The sequence below is a fragment of the Enterobacter cloacae complex sp. SYL003 genome (assembly GCF_049236925.1).
GTDB classification, from domain to species: Bacteria; Pseudomonadota; Gammaproteobacteria; order Enterobacterales; family Enterobacteriaceae; genus Enterobacter; species Enterobacter intestinihominis.
Window position 1 is genome coordinate 1 of record NZ_JBMKJK010000005.1, and the last position, 18,466, is coordinate 18,466.

At 57.3% G+C, this 18,466-nt stretch carries 15 protein-coding genes; 9 read left to right on the plus strand and 6 right to left on the minus strand.

All coding sequences use genetic code 11. From position 1 onward, the window contains the following. Positions 1-125 precede the first annotated feature (125 nt). The 6 genes from fhuB to hrpB form a co-directional block, all read right to left on the minus strand. Positions 126-2,108, minus strand: a complete 1,983-nt coding sequence (fhuB, locus tag ACOT1A_RS07825) for a Fe(3+)-hydroxamate ABC transporter permease FhuB (RefSeq protein WP_032625558.1) — start codon at positions 2,106-2,108, stop codon at positions 126-128. Next, the gene (gene fhuD, locus ACOT1A_RS07830) at positions 2,105-2,995 is read right to left on the minus strand and encodes a Fe(3+)-hydroxamate ABC transporter substrate-binding protein FhuD (RefSeq protein WP_023299359.1); all 891 of its coding nucleotides are present in this window, start codon (positions 2,993-2,995) and stop codon (positions 2,105-2,107) included. Before fhuD ends, fhuB begins: the two co-directional genes overlap by 4 nt. Next, the gene (fhuC, locus tag ACOT1A_RS07835; RefSeq protein WP_022647093.1) at positions 2,995-3,792 is read right to left on the minus strand and encodes a Fe3+-hydroxamate ABC transporter ATP-binding protein FhuC; all 798 of its coding nucleotides are present in this window, start codon (positions 3,790-3,792) and stop codon (positions 2,995-2,997) included. The genes fhuD and fhuC overlap by 1 nt, the downstream gene beginning before the upstream one ends. Before the next feature lie 50 nt (positions 3,793-3,842). Beyond that, positions 3,843-6,053 (minus strand): ferrichrome porin FhuA, encoded by a 2,211-nt coding sequence (fhuA, locus tag ACOT1A_RS07840; RefSeq protein WP_276170086.1) that lies wholly within the window; start codon positions 6,051-6,053, stop codon positions 3,843-3,845. Positions 6,054-6,290: 237 nt separating this feature from the next. Next, on the minus strand, positions 6,291-8,816 hold the full coding sequence (mrcB, locus tag ACOT1A_RS07845; RefSeq protein WP_058645852.1) for a bifunctional glycosyl transferase/transpeptidase: 2,526 nt from the start codon (positions 8,814-8,816) through the stop codon (positions 6,291-6,293). Positions 8,817-9,013: 197 nt separating this feature from the next. Next, positions 9,014-11,443 (minus strand): ATP-dependent helicase HrpB, encoded by a 2,430-nt coding sequence (hrpB, locus tag ACOT1A_RS07850; protein ID WP_276170085.1) that lies wholly within the window; start codon positions 11,441-11,443, stop codon positions 9,014-9,016. 73 nt (positions 11,444-11,516) lie between these two features. Between hrpB and thpR the strand changes: the two genes are divergently transcribed. The 9 genes from thpR (at position 11,517) to panD (ending at position 18,453) form a co-directional block, all read left to right on the plus strand. Then, the gene (thpR, locus tag ACOT1A_RS07855) at positions 11,517-12,071 is read left to right on the plus strand and encodes an RNA 2',3'-cyclic phosphodiesterase (protein WP_023299354.1); all 555 of its coding nucleotides are present in this window, start codon (positions 11,517-11,519) and stop codon (positions 12,069-12,071) included. Continuing rightward, positions 12,061-12,765: a DNA/RNA nuclease SfsA gene (gene sfsA / locus ACOT1A_RS07860; RefSeq protein ID WP_171936351.1), complete on the plus strand. Its 705-nt coding sequence runs from the start codon at positions 12,061-12,063 to the stop codon at positions 12,763-12,765. Before thpR ends, sfsA begins: the two co-directional genes overlap by 11 nt. A gap of 176 nt (positions 12,766-12,941) precedes the next feature. Then, on the plus strand, positions 12,942-13,397 hold the full coding sequence (dksA, locus tag ACOT1A_RS07865; protein WP_001155232.1) for an RNA polymerase-binding protein DksA: 456 nt from the start codon (positions 12,942-12,944) through the stop codon (positions 13,395-13,397). 59 nt (positions 13,398-13,456) lie between these two features. Then, positions 13,457-14,347, plus strand: coding sequence for a tRNA glutamyl-Q(34) synthetase GluQRS (gene gluQRS / locus ACOT1A_RS07870; RefSeq protein WP_105323020.1), 891 nt, complete (start codon positions 13,457-13,459; stop codon positions 14,345-14,347). Positions 14,348-14,389: 42 nt separating this feature from the next. Beyond that, positions 14,390-15,787: a polynucleotide adenylyltransferase PcnB gene (pcnB, locus tag ACOT1A_RS07875; protein WP_071892880.1), complete on the plus strand. Its 1,398-nt coding sequence runs from the start codon at positions 14,390-14,392 to the stop codon at positions 15,785-15,787. Next, positions 15,784-16,263 carry a 2-amino-4-hydroxy-6-hydroxymethyldihydropteridine diphosphokinase gene (gene folK / locus ACOT1A_RS07880; RefSeq protein ID WP_105323019.1) on the plus strand — a complete coding sequence of 160 codons (480 nt, stop codon included), beginning with the start codon at positions 15,784-15,786 and terminating at the stop codon, positions 16,261-16,263. Before pcnB ends, folK begins: the two co-directional genes overlap by 4 nt. A gap of 123 nt (positions 16,264-16,386) precedes the next feature. Further along, complete coding sequence (gene panB, locus ACOT1A_RS07885) at positions 16,387-17,178, plus strand: 3-methyl-2-oxobutanoate hydroxymethyltransferase (protein ID WP_022647086.1); 792 nt, start codon at positions 16,387-16,389, stop codon at positions 17,176-17,178. A gap of 11 nt (positions 17,179-17,189) precedes the next feature. Then, entirely contained in the window at positions 17,190-18,041 is an 852-nt protein-coding gene (gene panC, locus ACOT1A_RS07890) for a pantoate--beta-alanine ligase (protein WP_022647085.1), read from the plus strand. Between the two features lie 31 nt (positions 18,042-18,072). Continuing rightward, on the plus strand, positions 18,073-18,453 hold the full coding sequence (gene panD / locus ACOT1A_RS07895) for an aspartate 1-decarboxylase (RefSeq protein WP_022647084.1): 381 nt from the start codon (positions 18,073-18,075) through the stop codon (positions 18,451-18,453). Positions 18,454-18,466: the final 13 nt, after the last annotated feature.

The following is an 18,466-nucleotide window of genomic DNA, read 5'->3' on the forward strand; positions in this document are numbered from 1 at the left end:
AGCCCTCAGTCATTTAGAAAGCAACTTTATTGCTTCTGCATAAAAAAATTACTGGGGATCCCTCAGCCCACAGGGAGAGGGAGCAAACACTAAAACGGCAATCTAAGGATTGCCGTTTACTTTTATTACCGACTCTGCTTTCTCAACAGATAAATAAAGTAAGGCGCGCCGATAAAGGTCGACAGGAGGCCCGCCGGGATCTGATACGGGAACAGCACCATCCTTCCGCACCAGTCAGCAAAGACCAGGATCGCCCCGCCCGTCAGCGCAGAGATCACGATATGCGGCAAAGTCCTGCGGAAACCCATCATACGGGCGATATGCGGCGCCATTAATCCGACAAAACTGAGCGGGCCGATAGTCATGGTGGCCGTCGCCGTCAGGCACGCGGCCAGCAGCAACAGCGCAATGCGCGTTGGCGTCAGCGCCACCCCGACCGCGCGGGCGGTATCCCCACCCAGCGGCAGAATGGTCATCCAGCGGCGGCACAGCGGCACAATCGCCAGCAGCACGATCATCACAATCCCGGTATGCACCACCTGACTGCCGGTGGCGTTGTATGTTGAACCGGAAATCCATGTCAGGATCTGCGCCATGCGCGGATCGCCGCTCGCCTGCAACATCATCAGCAGCATAGTAAACGCGGTGCTGAGCGCCATCCCGGCCAGCAGCATGCGGTGAGGTGAGAAACCACCTCGCCCGGAGGCGATCAGGATAATCATCAGCGTGACTGCCGCACCGATACTCCCGGCAGGCATCAGCCAGCCGAACGCATTTCCCGGTACGAGGAACAACATCAACACTACGCCAAACGCGGCCCCGGAGCTGATCCCTAATACTTCCGGGCTTGCCATCGGGTTGCCGGTGAGACGCTGGATAATACAGCCCGCCACCGCCAGCATGACGCCCGCAATCAGCGCGGAGAAAATCCGCGGCCAGCGCCACTGCATGAGTTCATGCAGCAAATCCCCCGTTGCCCAGTGCCAGCCCGTGGCGTCGCGTCCCAGCGAGAGTGCGGCAAACGAGGCGATAACCAGCACTGCCAGCCCGGCAAGGCTGAACCACACCACCGACTGACGCTCGGCATGCACTTTATCGCCGGCATCCATCGCCGGAGCGCTAATGCTGCGCAGGCGCGGCAGCAGCCACAGCAGCAGCGGCGCGCCGATCAGGGCCGTCACCGAGCCCGTGGAAACTTCCATCCAGACGCGCGCCAGCCAGAGAATGAGCTGATCGGAAAGCCAGAGGATCAGCGCACCAATCAGCGGCGCCAGCATCAGACGCGCCAGCAGACGGCGCGCGCCGAGCATTTTTGCCAGCAATGGCGCAAACAGGCCGATAAAACCGATGATGCCGACGGCGTTAACCAGTAACGCGCTCAGCACAATCGCCAGGGTCAGGGCCGCCAGACGGGCCAGCGACAGCGCCAGCCCGAGATTGCGCGCCACGCCGTCATCGAGGCCCATCAGCGTGAGCGGACGCAGCAGCAGCAGCGTCAGCACCACGCCGCCGAACAGCTGCGGCCACAGGCGCTGGACGATACTCCAGTCGGTCTGGGTGAGCGTGCCGGTACTCCACATAAACATGCTTTGCAGCTGATCGTGGTGAAACAGCACCAGCAGCTGGTTGATCGCCCCACAGTAGAGGCTGACGACCAGCCCCGCGAGGATCAGCGTGACCGGTGAGAGACGTTTTCCCCAGGCTACGCCAAAGACCAGCGCACCGACCACGCATGCGCCTGCCAGCGCGGCAAACTGCGAGGTTAACGCTCCCGGCAGGGTCCAGAGCGTGGTGATGGTGATCCCCAGCTGAGCCCCCGTCGCCACGCCCAGCGTGGTTGGCTCCGCCAGCGGGTTACGTAGCACCTGCTGAAACAGTACGCCCACCAGTCCCAGTCCCGCCCCGACCAGCAGGGAGATAGCCAGACGCGGCAGCAGGCTGTAGTGGAACAGCATTTGCTGAATATTGTCGATATCCGGTGCGGCAAACGCGGCTGCCCACTGATCGCGCGGTAATGCCGTGGTCAGGTTAAAGCCGGTTAATGCCAGGGCAGCCAGAAAAATGAGCGCTAACAGTAACATCGGGAAACGGGCCATACGCGTGCTCATGCCTTGCCTCCCAGTGCATTGTCCAGCACGCGGGCAAAATGCATGGCCGACAGCGTCGCGCCGTAGAACCATACCGCTGGCGCGCGCAGGAAGCGCTGCTCGCGGACGAACGGCATTGCCTGCCAGAGCGGAGTCGCCATCAGGGTTTGCATTTCGCGCTCATTGCCGTGGTCAAAGCACAGCACGTCCACATCACGAAACGCCGCCAGACGGTCAATCCCCACGGCGGTACTGCCCCAGAACGTCATCTCGCCTTCCCAGGCATTGCGAATGCCAAAGCTGTCGAGTACTTCCTGGAACAGACAGTTATTTCCAAAGACCAGCATATGGCGGGCATCCAGCAGGGTCACCATCAGCAAAGGCCGATCGCCACGGTGGGCAAAGCGCGGCTTAAGGGAATCAATCAGCGCATCAAATTCATTGAGATGTTTTTTCGCCTCAGCCTCACGGTTGAGGAACTGCGCCATCTCGTGGATGGAATTTTTTGCCATGGTCAGCGGCTTTTTACCGTCGCTAAAGGAAAAGCCCCGTCCGGGCGCAATCTTCGCCATGGTCTCTTCCGACGGGCCATACCCCGCAGACCAGAATAAATAAGACGGTTTCATCTGGGTGAGAAGCTCGAGGTTCGGCTCCGTACGCAGACCGATGTCGATGACGGAGTCCGGCAGTTTTGGCTCATTCACCCACAGGGTGTAGTTGGGAATATCGGCCACGCCGTAAGGCGTCACGCCCAGCGCCATCATCAGTTCGACGGGCAACCACTCCAGCGCCACGATGCGGTGCGGATCGACTGCGGCAGCGCGGGCCGGGCCCATCTTTAACAGCAGCGGTGAGAGTGCCATGGCCGTCAGCAGGCGACGGCGGCTAATTAATGTTGGATCCAGCATCAGTAGACAAAGCTCACGGGTGCAGCCCCGGCCGGGTGAGGCAGAATGCCCATAGGAATACCGTAGATATGTTCCAGCGTTTCGCTGCGCATCAGTTCGGCAGGCGTACCCTGAGCGATCATTTCACCGCCGCGCAGCGCTACCAGATAGTCGCAGTAGCGTGCCGCCATGTTGATATCATGCAGAACGGCAATCACAGTCAGGCCGCGCTGCTGGCTTAAGCGATGCACCAGCGCCAGGACGTCAACCTGATGAGCAATATCCAGCGCTGAAGTGGGTTCGTCGAGCAGCAGGCAGCGGCTGTCCTGCGCTACCAGCATCGCGATCCATGCGCGCTGACGCTCGCCACCGGACAGGCTATCCACCAGACGGTGCGCCAGCGGTTTTAACCCAACCAGCGCGATAGCCTCTTCCACTTTTTCTCTGTCAGCGACGCCAAAACGCCCGAGCGCACCGTGCCACGGATAACGTCCAATCGCCACCAGCTCGCGCACCGTCATCCCCTCCGCCTGCGGCAACTGCTGCGGCAGATAGGCCACCTTGCGGGCAAAGGCCTTACTGCTCCAGCTCGCCAGCGGCTGGTCATCCAGCAGAATGTCGCCCTCGGACGGCGGCTGATGACGGCCCAGCATCTTCAGCAGCGTCGATTTACCGGAACCATTGTGCCCGATTAAACCGGTCACTTTACCTGCGGGAAACGTCAAAGAGAGCGGATGCAGCAAGGTGCGCCCGGGAACGCGAAAGGAGAGATTGTTGAGCGTGAAGGTGGAGTCGGATTGCGTTTTAGTATCCTGCATGTCAGCCAACTTAAATAAAAAGGGCACGGCGAACCGTGCCCATAAAGAGGTTAGAAGCGGAAGGTCGCCGTGGCAACAACCTGGCGTCCTGCTCCCCAGTAGCATGCATACTCGCTGTAGCAGCTGGAGACGTATTCACGATCAAAAATGTTGTTCACGTTGACGCCGACGGAAGAGCCCGGCAGACCGAAGCGCGCCAGATCGTATTTCACGGTCGCATCCGCCAGGGCATAACCCGCGACGTTAAAGGACTCATAGGCTTTAGGCGACGCTGAGGAGTAGTACGTCACCGTGTTACCGATGTAGCGAGCACCCGCACCAACGGTCAGGCCGCTTAGCGCCGTCTCGTGGAAGGTGTAATCCGCCCACAGTGATGCCATGTTGCGCGGTACTTCTGCCGGACGACGACCTTCATACCAGGTATCGTGGGTGTATTGTGCATCAGTGTAGCTGTAGGCCGCCGTCACGTTCACGTTAGCCGACACCGCCGCTTTCGCTTCCAGCTCAAAGCCTCGGGAGCGAATTTCACCGCCCTGCACGCTAAAGCCGCTGGTCGGGTTCGCCGGATCGGCGGTCAGGTTATTGTTCTTGGTCAGCTGGTATACCGCTGCCGTCACCACAACAGGCAGATCTTTTGGAACATACTTCACGCCCGCTTCATACTGCTTGCCGCGCGCCGGATCGAACGGTTTGCCGCCCTGGGTGGTGCCAGAGAGCGGTTCAAAGGATTCACTGTAGCTGAAGTATGGTGTAATCCCGTTGTCGAACAGGTAGTTAATCCCCCCGCGCCAGGTAAATGCCTGATCGTTAATTTCCGCGGTGGTTCCGTTATTACGGTTAAAGGCAGACGTTTTCGCAAAGTCATAGCGGCCACCCAGGGTGAGTACCCACTTATCCCATTCAGCCTGATCCTGCGCATAGAGCCCGGTCTGCTCCTGACGATTGAGCATGGCATACGGGAAGTTCACATTGACGTTCGCATTGCCGTGCTGAGGATTGTTCATGCTGATCGGATCGGCGGTGCCGTAGTCAGCATCAATGTCATTTCGCATACGAAGGTAATCCACACCCGTCAGCAGGGTATGGTCAAAGGCGCCGGTCGCGAATTTCGACTGGAGCTGTGTATCAACCGTGAACGAGTTGAGGTCTTCATCTGAGCGCACGTAGGCACGGCTGATCTGGGCCGGGGCGATATAGCCGTTACCGTAAACTGAACGGTACAGCGTGTTGATTTTGGTATAACGCAGGTTCTGACGCACGGTGAAGGTGTCGTTGAATTCATGCGCGAAGCTGTAACCCACCATTTTCTGACGACGGGAGATCTTATTGTCTTCATCACCTTCGTTGAAGTCGGTCGGCAGTTTGTGCGCTTTTCCGTTAGCATCATAGTAAGGCACAACGGTACCTTCACGTGGCAGCCAGCCGTAGTAACCCGCATCCGGATCGCTCTGGAAGTTGCTCAGGAAGGTGAAATCGGTTTTATCATCAGGACGCCAGCTGAAAGACGGCGCAATCGCGTAACGAGTAGATTTCACCATTTCCTGCTGCGCGTTCTCACTACGTCCCAGACCGGTCAGACGGTAGGACCACACGCCGTCATCGTCAATCACGTCGCTGAAATCAAACCCCGTCTGCCAGAGGTTATCCGTCCCCATTTTGAACTGAATTTCTTTCAACGGTTCCGTGGTTGGACGCTTGCTGACCATACTCACTACGCCGCCCGGATGGCTTTTGCCATACAGTACAGACGTCGGGCCACGCAGCAGCTCTACGCGCTCAAGGAAGTACGGGTCCATGGACGCTTCAGAGTAGTTGTCTCCCTGCAACTTCATACCATCCAGATACTGGTTGGTATTCACGGTGCTGGAGGTCGTGAAACCACGAATCGAAACCACATCGTAAGTTGTTGAGGCGCCGCGCGTTGCGAAAACGCTTGGGGTGTAGGCCAGGGCCTGTTTAACCGTCCCCGGCTGTTTCATGTCCATCTCTTCACGAGTCACAACAGAAATAGACTGCGGGGTTTTCTCAATGGGTGTATCGGTTTTCGTCGCCGTTGCAGTGCGTTTTGCCGCAATCGTCGGTGCAGGACCCCAGGCACTTTCCTGTGCAGCCGGTGCGGCAGTCACGGTGATGGTTTCTTCTTTCTTGGGGGTTTCAGCGGCCTGTGCATAAGCAGACATGCCGGCAACCGCTGTGGCTACGACGGCTGCGATTTTACGCAGCGACGTGTTAATTGGCTGAGCAGTATTGGAAAGCGCCATGATGGATCTCTGATGAAAAAGGTGAATGATAACGTAAACGAGAATTATTATTATGACCGCAGAATAATATGCGAAACGCTGACGGCATAGCAAGCGATATGCGGCCCTACAAGAATTGAGGGTTTAAGAAATAATCAACGGAAAACGGGTCGTTAATAAGGATTGAAAACAGGGTTAAGGAAATGAGTTGCTGAGGTGAAAAAATACCCCCTTCCAGGGAAGGGGGTGTCATAAGGGCTAGTTGCCGCCGAACATATCCTTGATCCAGCCGGCGACGCCGTCGCTGTCTTTCTTCTCGTTCTGCTGCTGCGGCTGTTGCTGCTGCGGCTGCTGAGGCTGAGAAGACTGATCGAACGGGTTACCTGTCGGTTCTTCTGGCTGGCTTTGCTGGCACAGCGCATCCGGGTTGGTCGTCCAGACCGGCAGCGTACGCACGCCACCGCCGCAAATGAAGTTACCCGAGCTGTCCACGCCCATATCGACGATATCTTCCGGGGCAACGAGGTTCAGCGGCACCGGAGACTGATTTGCCAGATAACGCTGGTAAATCGACATCGCGCCGCTCGCACCATACAGTTTGGTCGGCTGGTTGTTATCGCGGCCCACCCAGGTGATCACTACTTCACGGCCATCAATACCGGCGAACCAGGTATCGACGTTGTTGTTGGTAGTCCCGGTTTTACCCGCCAGATGCAGACCAGGATACTTCGCCCCCAGCTGACGCCCGGTACCGCGCTGGACCACCTGCTGCATGGTCCACAGCGTCATATAGGCCGCCTGCGCCGGAACAGCGCGCTCAGCCTGCGGGAAGCTCTGATACAGCACGGAGCCATCTTCGGCAATCACCGAACGCAGGGCGGAGAGCGGAGCACGGTTACCGCCGCTGGCGATGGTCTGGAACGCCTGGGCCACTTCGATTGGCGTCAGGTTAAGCGCCCCCAGGATCATCGCTGGCACAGGGTGCAGCTGATCTTTCGGTACGCCCAGCTTCTGCCAGGTGTCGGTGATGGCGGGGAGGCCCAGCGCCATGCCGAGGTTAACCGTTGGCACGTTCATGGAACGGGTTAACGCATCCACCAGCATCACCTGACCGCTGAACTGCTTATCATCGTTCTGCGGAGACCACACCTGGCCGTTAGGCTGGCGCAGGGAGATTGGCGCATCGGCAATCCAGGTGTTCAGTCGATAGAGATTCGGCTGGCTCAGCGCGGTCAGGTAGGTTGCCGGTTTTGCCAGAGAACCAATCGAACGACGCGCCTGCATCGCGCGGTTATAGCCCGCATACTGCGGCTCGGCGCCGCCCACCATGGCGCGAACTTCGCCGGTGTTGCGATCAACTACCACCATCGCGGTTTCCAGATCGCTCAGCTTACGCTGCTTCTTCAGAACCGGAATACCTTCAACCGCCGCTTTTTCTGCCGCATCCTGCGCCACGGAGTCAAAGGTGGTGAAGATCTTCACCCCGGAGAGATCTTTCACTTTATCTCCGAGCTTAGACTGCAACTCCTGACGTACCATCTGCATAAAGGCAGGCTGCGGAGAGATCACCCCACCGCGCGGCTGAACGCCCAGCGGACGCGCGCTCAGCATGTCGTACAGCTCCTGGTCAATCACCTGCTGTTGTTGCAGCAGACGCAGCACCAGGTTACGACGCTCCAGCGCCAGTTTCGGGTTACGCCACGGGTTGTAGATCGACGCGCCTTTTACCATGCCCACCAGCAGCGCCTGCTGGTCAAGGCTCAGCTCTTCTACCGGACGGCCAAAGTAGTACAGGCTCGCCAGCGGGAAGCCGCGGATCTCGTTATCGCCGCTCTGACCGAGGTACACCTCGTTCATGTACAGCTCAAGAATACGATCCTTGCTGTAGCGCGCATCCATCAGCACGGCCATGTACGCTTCGTTGGCTTTACGCCAGTAAGAGCGCTCGCTGGAGAGGAACAGGTTTTTCACCAGCTGCTGGGTCAGGGTACTCGCCCCCTGCACCGTACGCCCCGCGGTCAGGTTCGCCAGTACCGCACGACCAATGGAGTAGAGGCTAATCCCGTCGTGCTCGTAGAAGTGGCGGTCTTCGGTTGCCAGCAGGGTATCCACCAGCAGATCCGGGAAGCCGTTACGCGCCACGAACAGGCGCTGTTCGCCGTTTGCGGACGACAGCATGGTGATGAGACGTGGATCGAGACGGAAGAAACCGAACTGGCGATCGTTATCCATGTTCTCAATGGTTTCCAGGCGATCGCCGTCAAAGGTCAGACGCGCGCGCACCTGCCCTTCTTTACTGTCCGGGAAGTCGAACGGACGGCGGATCATCTCAATGCTTTTCGCCTGGACGGTAAATTCACCCGGACGGGTCATTTTCGTGACCTGACGATACTGCGTGGCTTGCAGCAGCTTCACCATCTCATTCTTGCTGATGGACATGTCCGGCTCAAGGTTCACCATGCGGCCGTACACTGCCGCAGGCAATTGCCAGACTTTCCCGTCGATACGGCTGCGGATCTTCTGATCCAGATAAACGCCGTAAATCGCGATCAGGACAACAAAAACAATAAACAGCTTCAGCAGCAGCCAGAACCAGCCGCGCTTACCACGAGGCTTACGCCCTTTGCCTTTCCCTTTACGCGGCATCGGTTCTTCATCCTCATAATCGTCTTCATAGTCATCGTCATACTCCTCATCTCTGAGGCGACGACGGCTTACCTTTTCTTTCGCCGGACGCGTCGGCTTTCCCTTACGTCCTATTGGCTCGCGGTCATTCCCCGCCATGCTTTTTCTCCGCAACATTCAGGCGCAAAGGCCAGATTTTCTTATCTTGCACAGGTCAGTGAAAGAAGAAATCTCTCAAAATAAACAGCAAGACTTTCCTGACAGGAAAGTCTTTAGTGTTTTCTCCCTCTCCCTGTGGGAGAGGGCCGGGGTGAGGGCATCAGGCCGCACTTTCCCTTTCAGGCCGCACTCCCCCATTACGAATATTTCTTCGTGCGCCGTGTCGGCGCGGTATTCGCCGGATCGTCCGGCCAGACGTGTTTGGGATATCGCCCCTTCATCTCTTTCTGCACTTCACGATAGCTCCCCGCCCAGAACGCCCTCAGATCGCGGGTGATCTGCAAGGGACGATGCGCAGGCGAAAGCAGCTCAAGCACTAACGGCACGCGCCCTTCAGCGATGGACGGCGTGGTGGCCTCACCAAACATCTCCTGCATCCGAACCGCCAGCGCTGGCGGATTATCCTCATGATAACGAATGGCAATCCGGCTCCCGGTTGGCACAGTGTAATGCCCAGGCAGTTCACTATCCAGACGTTGACGTAACGACCAGTCCAGTAAATTCTGTAACGCTGCCTTAACATCAAGCGCCTTAAGGGCGCGCAGGGAGTGTACGCCGCTCATCTGCGGCAACAACCACTGTTCAAGCGTCGCGAGCAGCGTCTCATCATCCACCGCTGGCCACCCCTGTTCCGGCAGCCACTTCGCGGCGCAGTGCAGACGTATACGATATTGTTCAGCCTCAGGCGTCCAGTTCAATACGCTCAGCCCTTTTTCCCGAATGCCGTTCAGCATCGCCTGGTGTAACTCTTCCTCCGACGGCTTCGCCAGCGGTTTTGTCCCGAGCGTCAGTTTGCCAATCTGGCTACGACGGAACGCCTTCAGCGTGCCCTGGGCATCATCCCATTCGACAATGTCAGATTGCTGAAGCAGCTGCGGGCAGGCACGCGTCAGGGCGTCAATATCTACGGCAACCGCCTGCAAGATGCGCGCATCCGGGGAGTGACTGCCCTGGAGTAAGAGCGGCGCGATCAGCCATTCATGACGCGTCAGAGCATCATCGCTGTCCAGCATCGCGCCCATCCCATTTGCCAGTTGATAACGACCATCCAGCCCGCGACGGCGCGCGATCCTGTCCGGGAAGGCCTGGGCCAGAAGAGGGATAACTTTATCGCTGTCAGGCGATCCTCCCCGGCTCTTCAGGCGGTGACACAACTGCTGCGCGCGCTGTTGCCAGTTTCCCTGCTGGCGTGAAAAGGCCTGTCCCAGATCGCTGCTGCCACCGCGCGGCGGCTCCTCAAGAATAGCCGCCAGTTTTGCCGCCGTGGCAATTTCATCGTCGCCTTGTGCTGCCACCAGCATCGCTGCCAGACGCGGATCGTTGCCCAGCGCCGCCATTTTCTGGCCGCGCGCCGTCAGTCGCTCGCCTTCCAGCGCGCCAAGCTGGGTCAGCAGGCTGCGCGCGGCGGAAAGGTTCACAACAGGCGGAGGATTAAGCCAGGTGAGCTGGTCAGGGTCCGGGCAGCCCCACTGCATCAGATCCATTACCAGCCCGGAGAGATCGCTTTGTAAAATCTCAGGCGTACTCTGCAATGCCGCACGCTCCGCCTGCTCGGCGCTGGTTAAATGCAGGCAAATACCCGGCTCAAGACGCCCTGCTCGGCCTGCGCGCTGCACCATTGAGGCCTGGCTGATGCGCTGCGTCAGTAGCCTGGTCAGCCCGGTACGCGGATCAAAACTGGCCACCCTCTCCTGCGTACTGTCCACCACCAGGCGAATGCCTTCGATGGTCAAACTGGTTTCGGCGATATTGGTCGCCAGTACCACTTTGCGCTGCCCCGCCGGTGCGGGAAGGATCGCCTTGCGCTGGTCAGCCAAATGCAGCGCGCCGTAGAGCGGGCACAGCATAACGTCACTGCTCACTCTGGATGCCAGTTGCTCCTGTACGCGCTGGATTTCGCCTAGGCCGGGTAAAAAAAGCAGCAGCGAGCCGGGTTCCTGACGGAGCAATTCGGCGGTGGCGATGGCAACGGCTTCGTCAAAACGCTGATGGCCAGGCAGCGGCTGATAGCGGCGCTCGACCGGGAACGCACGCCCTTCAGAGGAGATCATCGGCGCGTCAGGGAGCGTCTGCCGGAGCCGCTCGTTATCCAGCGTCGCCGACATAATCAGCAGCCGAAGGTCGTCGCGCAGCCCCTGCTGAACGTCGAGCAGCAGCGCAAGGGCCAGATCGGCCTGGAGGCTGCGCTCGTGAAATTCATCAAGGATCACCAGCCCGACGCCGCTCAGCTCCGGATCGTTTTGCAGCATACGGGTAAGAATGCCTTCAGTGACCACCTCCAGCCGCGTAGACGGGCCAATGCAGGTTTCGGCGCGCATCCGGTACCCTACCGTCTCGCCCGGTTTTTCATTCAGCAGTTCCGCCAGGCGCTGCGCCACATTGCGCGCCGCCAGCCTGCGCGGTTCCAGCAGGATAATTTTCCCGCTGATGCTCCCCTCGCGCAGAATTTGCAGGGGCAGCCAGGTGGATTTACCCGCTCCGGTGGGCGCGCTGAGCAAAACCTGTGGCGCATGTTCTAAGGCTGCGAGTAGCTCAGGAAGGACGACGGCGACGGGCAAAGAGGACACTTACGGCTCCAGAGGGTTAACATTAATCGGCGTACATTGTAGCATCGGCGCATATCATTACCGAGTCTTGCGCATGTCTGAGTCAAAACGGCTATTCTTCGCCATTGAATTACCCACCACGCTTCAACGGCAAATTGTTCGCTGGCGCGCCAGCCACTTCCCCGCGAAAGCGGGCCGCCCTGTCGTCGCCGCCAATATGCACCTGACGTTAGCTTTTCTTGGCGAGGTGAGCGCAGAAAAGCAGCGTGCGTTAAGCGCAATGGCCGGACGCATTTCTCAGCCGGGTTTTACGCTGCATCTTGACGATGCCGGGCAATGGCTGCGCTCTCGGGTGGTCTGGCTGGGGACGCGGCAGCCCCCTCGCGGACTGCTCCAGCTCGCCAACATGCTGCGGGCACAGGCCGCGCGCAGCGGCTGTTATCAGAGCCCGCAGCCGTTTCATCCCCACATTACCCTGCTGCGCGATGCGGGTCAGGCTGTTGCCATCCCGCCACCGGGCTTTCACTGGTCTTTTCAGGTGAATGAATTTGCGCTGTACGAATCTGCCTTTGTACAAGGACGCACCCGCTACACTCCGCTCCAGCGCTGGTCGCTGGGCGACACGTTAAGGAATCCTGATGAAGTTTAGCCCTGCACTCCAGCCCGCCACGCTGATCCTGCGTTACAAACGCTTTCTCGCTGACGTGATCACGCCTGAGGGCGAAACGCTCACGCTGCATTGTCCTAACACCGGCGCCATGACCGGTTGCGCCACGCCGGGTGACACGGTCTGGTATTCCACATCAGAAAATACTAAACGCAAATATCCTCATACCTGGGAAATGACCGAGACGCAAAGCGGGGCATTTATTTGCGTTAATACCCTGCGCGCAAATCAGCTGGTTAAGGAAGCCCTGACAAATGGAATCCTTCCTGAACTGGTGGGTTACGGCACGCAAAAAAGCGAAGTGAAATATGGCGATGAAGGCAGCAGAATTGATTTTATGTTACAGGCGGAAGACCGCCCTGAGTGCTATATTGAAGTGAAATCAGTGACGTTAGCGGAAGAGGAAAACGGCTTCTTTCCGGATGCGGTAACGCTACGTGGCCAGAAGCATCTGCGGGAGCTAATGAGTGTAGCGGCGGCGGGCAAGCGCGCCGTGTTGCTGTTTGCGGTTCTGCATTCAGCCATTGAACGGTTTTCCCCGGCCCGTCATATTGATCCTAAATACGCGCAATTGTTGAATGAGGCACAAAAGCAGGGGGTAGAGATTTTCGCTTATAAAGCGGAACTTTCTGCCGATAATATGACTCTGAGATCCTCTCTTCCCATTGTCCTATAAGGGATTAGACGATTGACTAATAAGTGTTCTGGCCGCGTGCGCAAATACGCTTTTCCTCACAGGGTTGTCAAGTGTTACGTTTAGATAATTGCCATACGGAAAAGCATCTGCTATTTATAGCGACCTGATTTTTCCCCCAACACGGGGATCGATAGTGCGTGTTAAGGAGAAGCAACATGCAAGAAGGGCAAAACCGTAAAACATCGTCCCTGAGTATTCTCGCCATCGCTGGGGTGGAGCCGTATCAAGAGAAGCCGGGCGAAGAGTATATGAACGAAGCCCAGCTGTCGCACTTCAAGCGTATTCTTGAAGCATGGCGTAATCAACTCAGGGATGAAGTCGATCGCACCGTTACACATATGCAGGATGAAGCTGCTAACTTCCCGGATCCGGTCGACCGTGCCGCTCAGGAAGAAGAGTTCAGCCTCGAACTGCGTAACCGTGACCGCGAGCGCAAACTGATCAAAAAGATCGAGAAAACGCTGAAAAAGGTCGAGGACGAAGATTTTGGCTACTGCGAATCCTGCGGTGTTGAAATCGGTATTCGTCGTCTGGAAGCGCGTCCAACAGCCGATCTGTGCATCGACTGTAAAACGCTGGCAGAAATCCGCGAAAAACAGATGGCTGGCTAACGCCTTCCCTCTCACTACTCTGCTAAGGCGGGAGTTTCTCCCGCCTTGTTACCGTTGATATGTCTGAATCTCGCTATATCGGGCGCTTTGCGCCATCTCCCTCCGGTGAATTACACTTCGGCTCATTAATTGCCGCGCTCGGCAGCTACCTACAGGCTCGCGCCCGTCAGGGTAAATGGCTGGTTCGCATTGAAGATATTGATCCTCCGCGTGAAGTTCCCGGTGCGGCAGAAACTATTCTGCGTCAGCTGGAACATTACGGTCTTCACTGGGACGGCGACGTACTCTGGCAGTCTCAACGCCATGATGCCTACCGTGAACGTCTGGCGTGGCTTGCTGAACAGGGCCTTTCCTATAACTGCACCTGCACGCGTGCGCGAATTCAGAGCGTGGGTGGCGTTTACGACGGCCACTGCCGTACGCGGCACAACGGCCCTGAGAATGCCGCCGTACGGCTGATACAGCGCGCTCCGGTGACGCAGTTTACCGATGTCCTCTCAGGAACCATTCAGGCGGATGATCGTCTGGCGCGTGAAGATTTTATTATTCACCGTCGCGATGGCTTGTTTGCCTATAACCTGGCGGTGGTTGTCGATGACCATTTCCAGGGCGTCACGGAAATCGTGCGTGGGGCGGATTTGGTTGAGCCTACCGTGCGGCAAATATCGCTTTACCAGCAGTTTGGCTGGACGGTGCCGGATTACATCCATCTGCCGCTGGCGGTCAATGAACAGGGGAGTAAGCTGTCAAAACAGAATCATGCCCCGGCGCTGCCTGACGGCGATCCGCGCCCGGCATTGATCGACGCGCTGCGATTTCTCAACCAGAATGTAACGCAGGAATGGCAGGATCTGAGTCTGGATGAATTGCTGAAAACGGCCATTGCTGACTGGACGCTTATGGCCGTGCCAAAAATCCAGCATTCTCAAATGCGTTGCGCTGAGCTATGATTAGCCGCTTTTTTGATAACAAAACACACTACGAGGTGTACTATTTTTACCCGAGTCGCTAATTTTTGCCGTAAAGTGCTGAGCCGCGAAGAGAGCATGGCGAATGATGCTATTGCACAGCCACACATGTCGGTCATTCCGCGTGAGCAGCACAATATTTCCCGCAAAGATATCAGTGAAAATGCCCTCAAGGTGCTCTATCGTCTGAATAAAGCAGGCTACGAGGCCTATCTCGTCGGCGGCGGGGTGCGCGATTTACTGCTGGGCAAAAAACCAAAAGATTTCGACGTGACGACCAGCGCCACGCCTGAACAGGTGCGTAAATTATTCCGCAACTGCCGTCTGGTTGGCCGCCGTTTCCGTCTGGCGCACGTGATGTTTGGGCCGGAAATTATTGAAGTGGCGACCTTCCGCGGTCACCACGAAGCGGGCATCAACGATCGCACAACTTCCCAGCGCGGCCAAAACGGCATGCTGCTGCGCGACAACATCTTTGGCTCTATTGAAGAAGATGCTCAGCGTCGCGATTTCACCATCAACAGCCTTTACTACAGCGTGGCGGATTTTACCGTGCGCGATTACGTCGGCGGTATGCAGGATCTGAAAGACGGCCTGATTCGCCTGATCGGCACGCCGGAAACGCGCTATCGCGAAGATCCGGTCCGAATGCTGCGCGCCGTGCGTTTCGCCGCCAAGTTAAACATGCGTATCAGCCCGGAAACCGCAGAGCCGATCCCGCGCCTGGCGACGCTGATTAACGACGTCCCCCCTGCCCGTCTGTTTGAGGAGTCGTTAAAGCTGCTCCAGGCAGGCTACGGGTTTGAAACCTACAATTTGCTGCGTGAATACAACCTGTTCCAGCCTCTGTTCCCGACCATTACCCGCTACTTCACCGAAAACGGTGACAGCGCAATGGAGCGGATGATTGCACAGGTGCTGAAGAACACGGATACCCGTATTCATAACGATATGCGCGTGAATCCGGCGTTCCTGTTCGCGGCCATGTTCTGGTATCCGCTGCTGGAAACGGCGCAGCGCATTACCCAGGAGAGCGGCCTCGCCTATTATGATGCGTTCGCGCTGGCGGCAAACGACGTGCTGGACGAAGGCTGTCGCACGCTGGCGATCCCGAAACGTATTACCACGCTGGTGCGTGATATCTGGCAGCTTCAGCTGCGTATGTCCCGCCGTCAGGGTAAACGTGCCTGGAAACTGATGGAGCATCCTAAGTTCCGCGCCGCGTTCGATTTGCTCTCTCTGCGTGCTGAAGTCGAAAGAAACCAGGAGCTACAGCGCCTGGCGCAGTGGTGGGGAGAATTTCAGGTCTCTGCACCACCGGAGCAAAAAGATATGCTCACGGATCTCGATGACGAGCCGGCACCGCGCCGTCGTCACCGTCGCCCGCGCAAGCGCGCGCCGCGTCGTGAAGGCACAGCATGACCCTTGCGTATATTGCCATCGGCAGCAATCTGGCCTCTCCGCTTGAGCAGGTTAACGCTGCCGTTCAGGCGCTGGGGGAGATCCCACAAAGCCGTATCGTGGCGGTCTCCTCCTTTTACCGTACGCCCCCGCTCGGCCCGCAGGATCAGCCTGATTATCTGAACGCCGCCGTGGTGCTGGAAACAGGCCTTGACGCAGAAACGCTGCTGGATAATACCCAGCGTATTGAGCTACAGCAGGGTCGCGTACGTAAAGCCGAACGCTGGGGACCGCGCACGCTCGACCTCGATATTATGCTTTTCGGCCACAAGGTGATTAACACCGAGCGCCTCACCGTTCCGCACTATGACATGAAAAACCGTGGGTTTATGCTCTGGCCGCTGTTTGAAGTCGCCCCCGATCTCACCTTCCCTGACGGCACCTCGCTGAACGCCGTTCTGCAAAGCCTCAACGCGGAAAAACCGGTCCGCTGGTAATCCCGTGTCACCCCCGATTAGCCATGTGTCAAATATGGTTAATCGATTGCCTAAAATCATTGTTCCCTCGAATGTTACTGTTAGAATGCGCAAAGATCCGCTTTTGGGCCATCAGGAAACAGTATGAAACCAACTACCATCTCCTTATTGCAGAAATGCAAACAGGAAAAGAAACGCTTCGCCACTATCACCGCGTATGACTACAGCTTCGCAAAACTGTTTGCCGAAGAAGGGATCAACGTCATGCTGGTCGGAGACTCGTTAGGGATGACGGTACAAGGACATGATTCTACTCTGCCGGTCACGGTCGAGGATATTGCTTACCATACCCGCGCCGTGCGCCGGGGTGCGCCCGCCTGCCTGCTACTTTCCGATCTGCCGTTTATGGCGTATGCCACCCCGGAACAGGCCTTTGAAAATGCGGCAACTGTGATGCGCGCCGGCGCCAATATGGTCAAAATCGAAGGCGGCGACTGGCTGGTCGATACGGTGAAAATGCTCACCGAACGGGCCGTGCCAGTTTGCGGGCACTTAGGGCTGACGCCGCAATCCGTGAATATCTTTGGCGGTTATAAAGTTCAGGGGCGTGGCGATGCGGCGCAGACGCTGTTTGATGATGCCCTGGCGCTGGAAGCCGCTGGTGCACAGCTGCTGGTGCTGGAGTGTGTGCCGGTTGAGCTGGCTAAGCGTATCACTGAGGCGCTGTCGATTCCGGTGATCGGCATCGGCGCGGGCAACGTCACCGATGGCCAGATTCTGGTCATGCACGACGCCTTCGGGATCACCGGCGGTCACATTCCAAAATTTGCTAAAAATTTCCTGACAGAAGCAGGCGACATGCGTGCTGCTGTGCGGCAGTATATTGCCGAGGTTGAGTCCGGCGTTTATCCGGGCGAAGAACACAGTTTCCATTAAGGAGTCCAGGTGTGCTAATCATAGAAACTCTGCCGCTGCTGCGCCAGCATATCCGCCGTGCACGTCAGGAAGGTAAACGTATCGCCCTCGTCCCGACCATGGGCAATCTGCACGACGGCCATATGAAGCTGGTCGATGAAGCGAGAGCCCGTGCAGATATCGTGGTAGTCAGTATCTTCGTTAACCCGATGCAGTTCGATCGCGAAGACGATCTGGCGCGCTATCCACGTACCTTGCAGGAAGATTGCGAGAAGCTCAAAAAACGTCATGCGGATATCGTCTTCGCACCGGCCCCCGCAGATGTTTATCCTCAGGGTACCACTGAAGCGACCTACGTCGACGTACCGGGTATTTCGACCATGCTGGAGGGTGCCAGCCGTCCGGGCCATTTCCGCGGCGTTTCCACCATCGTCAGCAAGCTGTTTAACCTGGTGCAGCCGGACATCGCCTGCTTTGGCGAGAAAGATTTCCAGCAGCTGGCGCTGATCCGCAAAATGGTTGCCGATATGGGCTACGACATAGAGATTGTCGGCGTGCCGATTGTACGTGCGAAAGATGGCCTGGCGCTTAGCTCCCGTAACGGCTATCTGACTGCGGAACAGCGTAAAATTGCGCCAGGCTTAAGCAAAGTCATGAATACCATGGCAGAGCAACTGCTGGCAAAAGAATTAACCGCAGAAGAAATCATCGCTCTGGCTGAACAGGCGCTGAACGAGAAAGGTCTTCGTGCTGACGACGTTCAAATTCGGGATGCCGATACGCTTCTGGAACTCTCAGATACCAGCAAACGTGCGGTAATTCTGGTGGCGGCTTGGCTCGGCCAGGCCCGCCTTATCGACAACAAAGTGGTTGAACTGGCGTAGTTTTACTACCCGGAAGTGAAAGGTAAACGTAATGATTCGCAAAATGCTACAAGGTAAGCTTCACCGTGTGAAAGTCACCCAGGCCGACCTGCACTATGAAGGCTCCTGCGCGATCGACCAGGATTTTCTCGACGCGGCGGGTATTCTCGAAAACGAAGCTATTGATATCTGGAACGTTAATAACGGCAAACGCTTTTCAACGTACGCGATTGCCGCTGAACGCGGGTCTAAAATCATCTCCGTTAATGGGGCAGCGGCGCACTGCGCGGACGTGGGTGATATCGTCATTATTGCCAGCTTTGTGATGATGTCTGACGAAGAGGCACGTCGCTGGCAGCCAAAAGTGGCATACTTTGAAGGCGATAATGAAATGAAACGTATTGCGAAGGCAATTCCGGTTCAGGTTGCCTAAGCCAATAGTACTG

Coding starts and splice junctions, on each gene's coding strand:
- fhuD (WP_023299359.1), bottom strand. CDS start 2,995: ATGCTGGATCCAACATTAATTAGCCGCCGTCGCCTGCTGACGGCCATG.
- fhuA (WP_276170086.1), bottom strand. CDS start 6,053: ATGGCGCTTTCCAATACTGCTCAGCCAATTAACACGTCGCTGCGTAAA.
- thpR (WP_023299354.1), top strand. CDS start 11,517: ATGTCTGAGTCAAAACGGCTATTCTTCGCCATTGAATTACCCACCACG.
- fhuB (WP_032625558.1), bottom strand. CDS start 2,108: ATGAGCACGCGTATGGCCCGTTTCCCGATGTTACTGTTAGCGCTCATT.
- dksA (WP_001155232.1), top strand. CDS start 12,942: ATGCAAGAAGGGCAAAACCGTAAAACATCGTCCCTGAGTATTCTCGCC.
- panB (WP_022647086.1), top strand. CDS start 16,387: ATGAAACCAACTACCATCTCCTTATTGCAGAAATGCAAACAGGAAAAG.
- panD (WP_022647084.1), top strand. CDS start 18,073: ATGATTCGCAAAATGCTACAAGGTAAGCTTCACCGTGTGAAAGTCACC.
- gluQRS (WP_105323020.1), top strand. CDS start 13,457: ATGTCTGAATCTCGCTATATCGGGCGCTTTGCGCCATCTCCCTCCGGT.
- sfsA (WP_171936351.1), top strand. CDS start 12,061: ATGAAGTTTAGCCCTGCACTCCAGCCCGCCACGCTGATCCTGCGTTAC.
- fhuC (WP_022647093.1), bottom strand. CDS start 3,792: ATGCAGGATACTAAAACGCAATCCGACTCCACCTTCACGCTCAACAAT.
- mrcB (WP_058645852.1), bottom strand. CDS start 8,816: ATGGCGGGGAATGACCGCGAGCCAATAGGACGTAAGGGAAAGCCGACG.
- folK (WP_105323019.1), top strand. CDS start 15,784: ATGACCCTTGCGTATATTGCCATCGGCAGCAATCTGGCCTCTCCGCTT.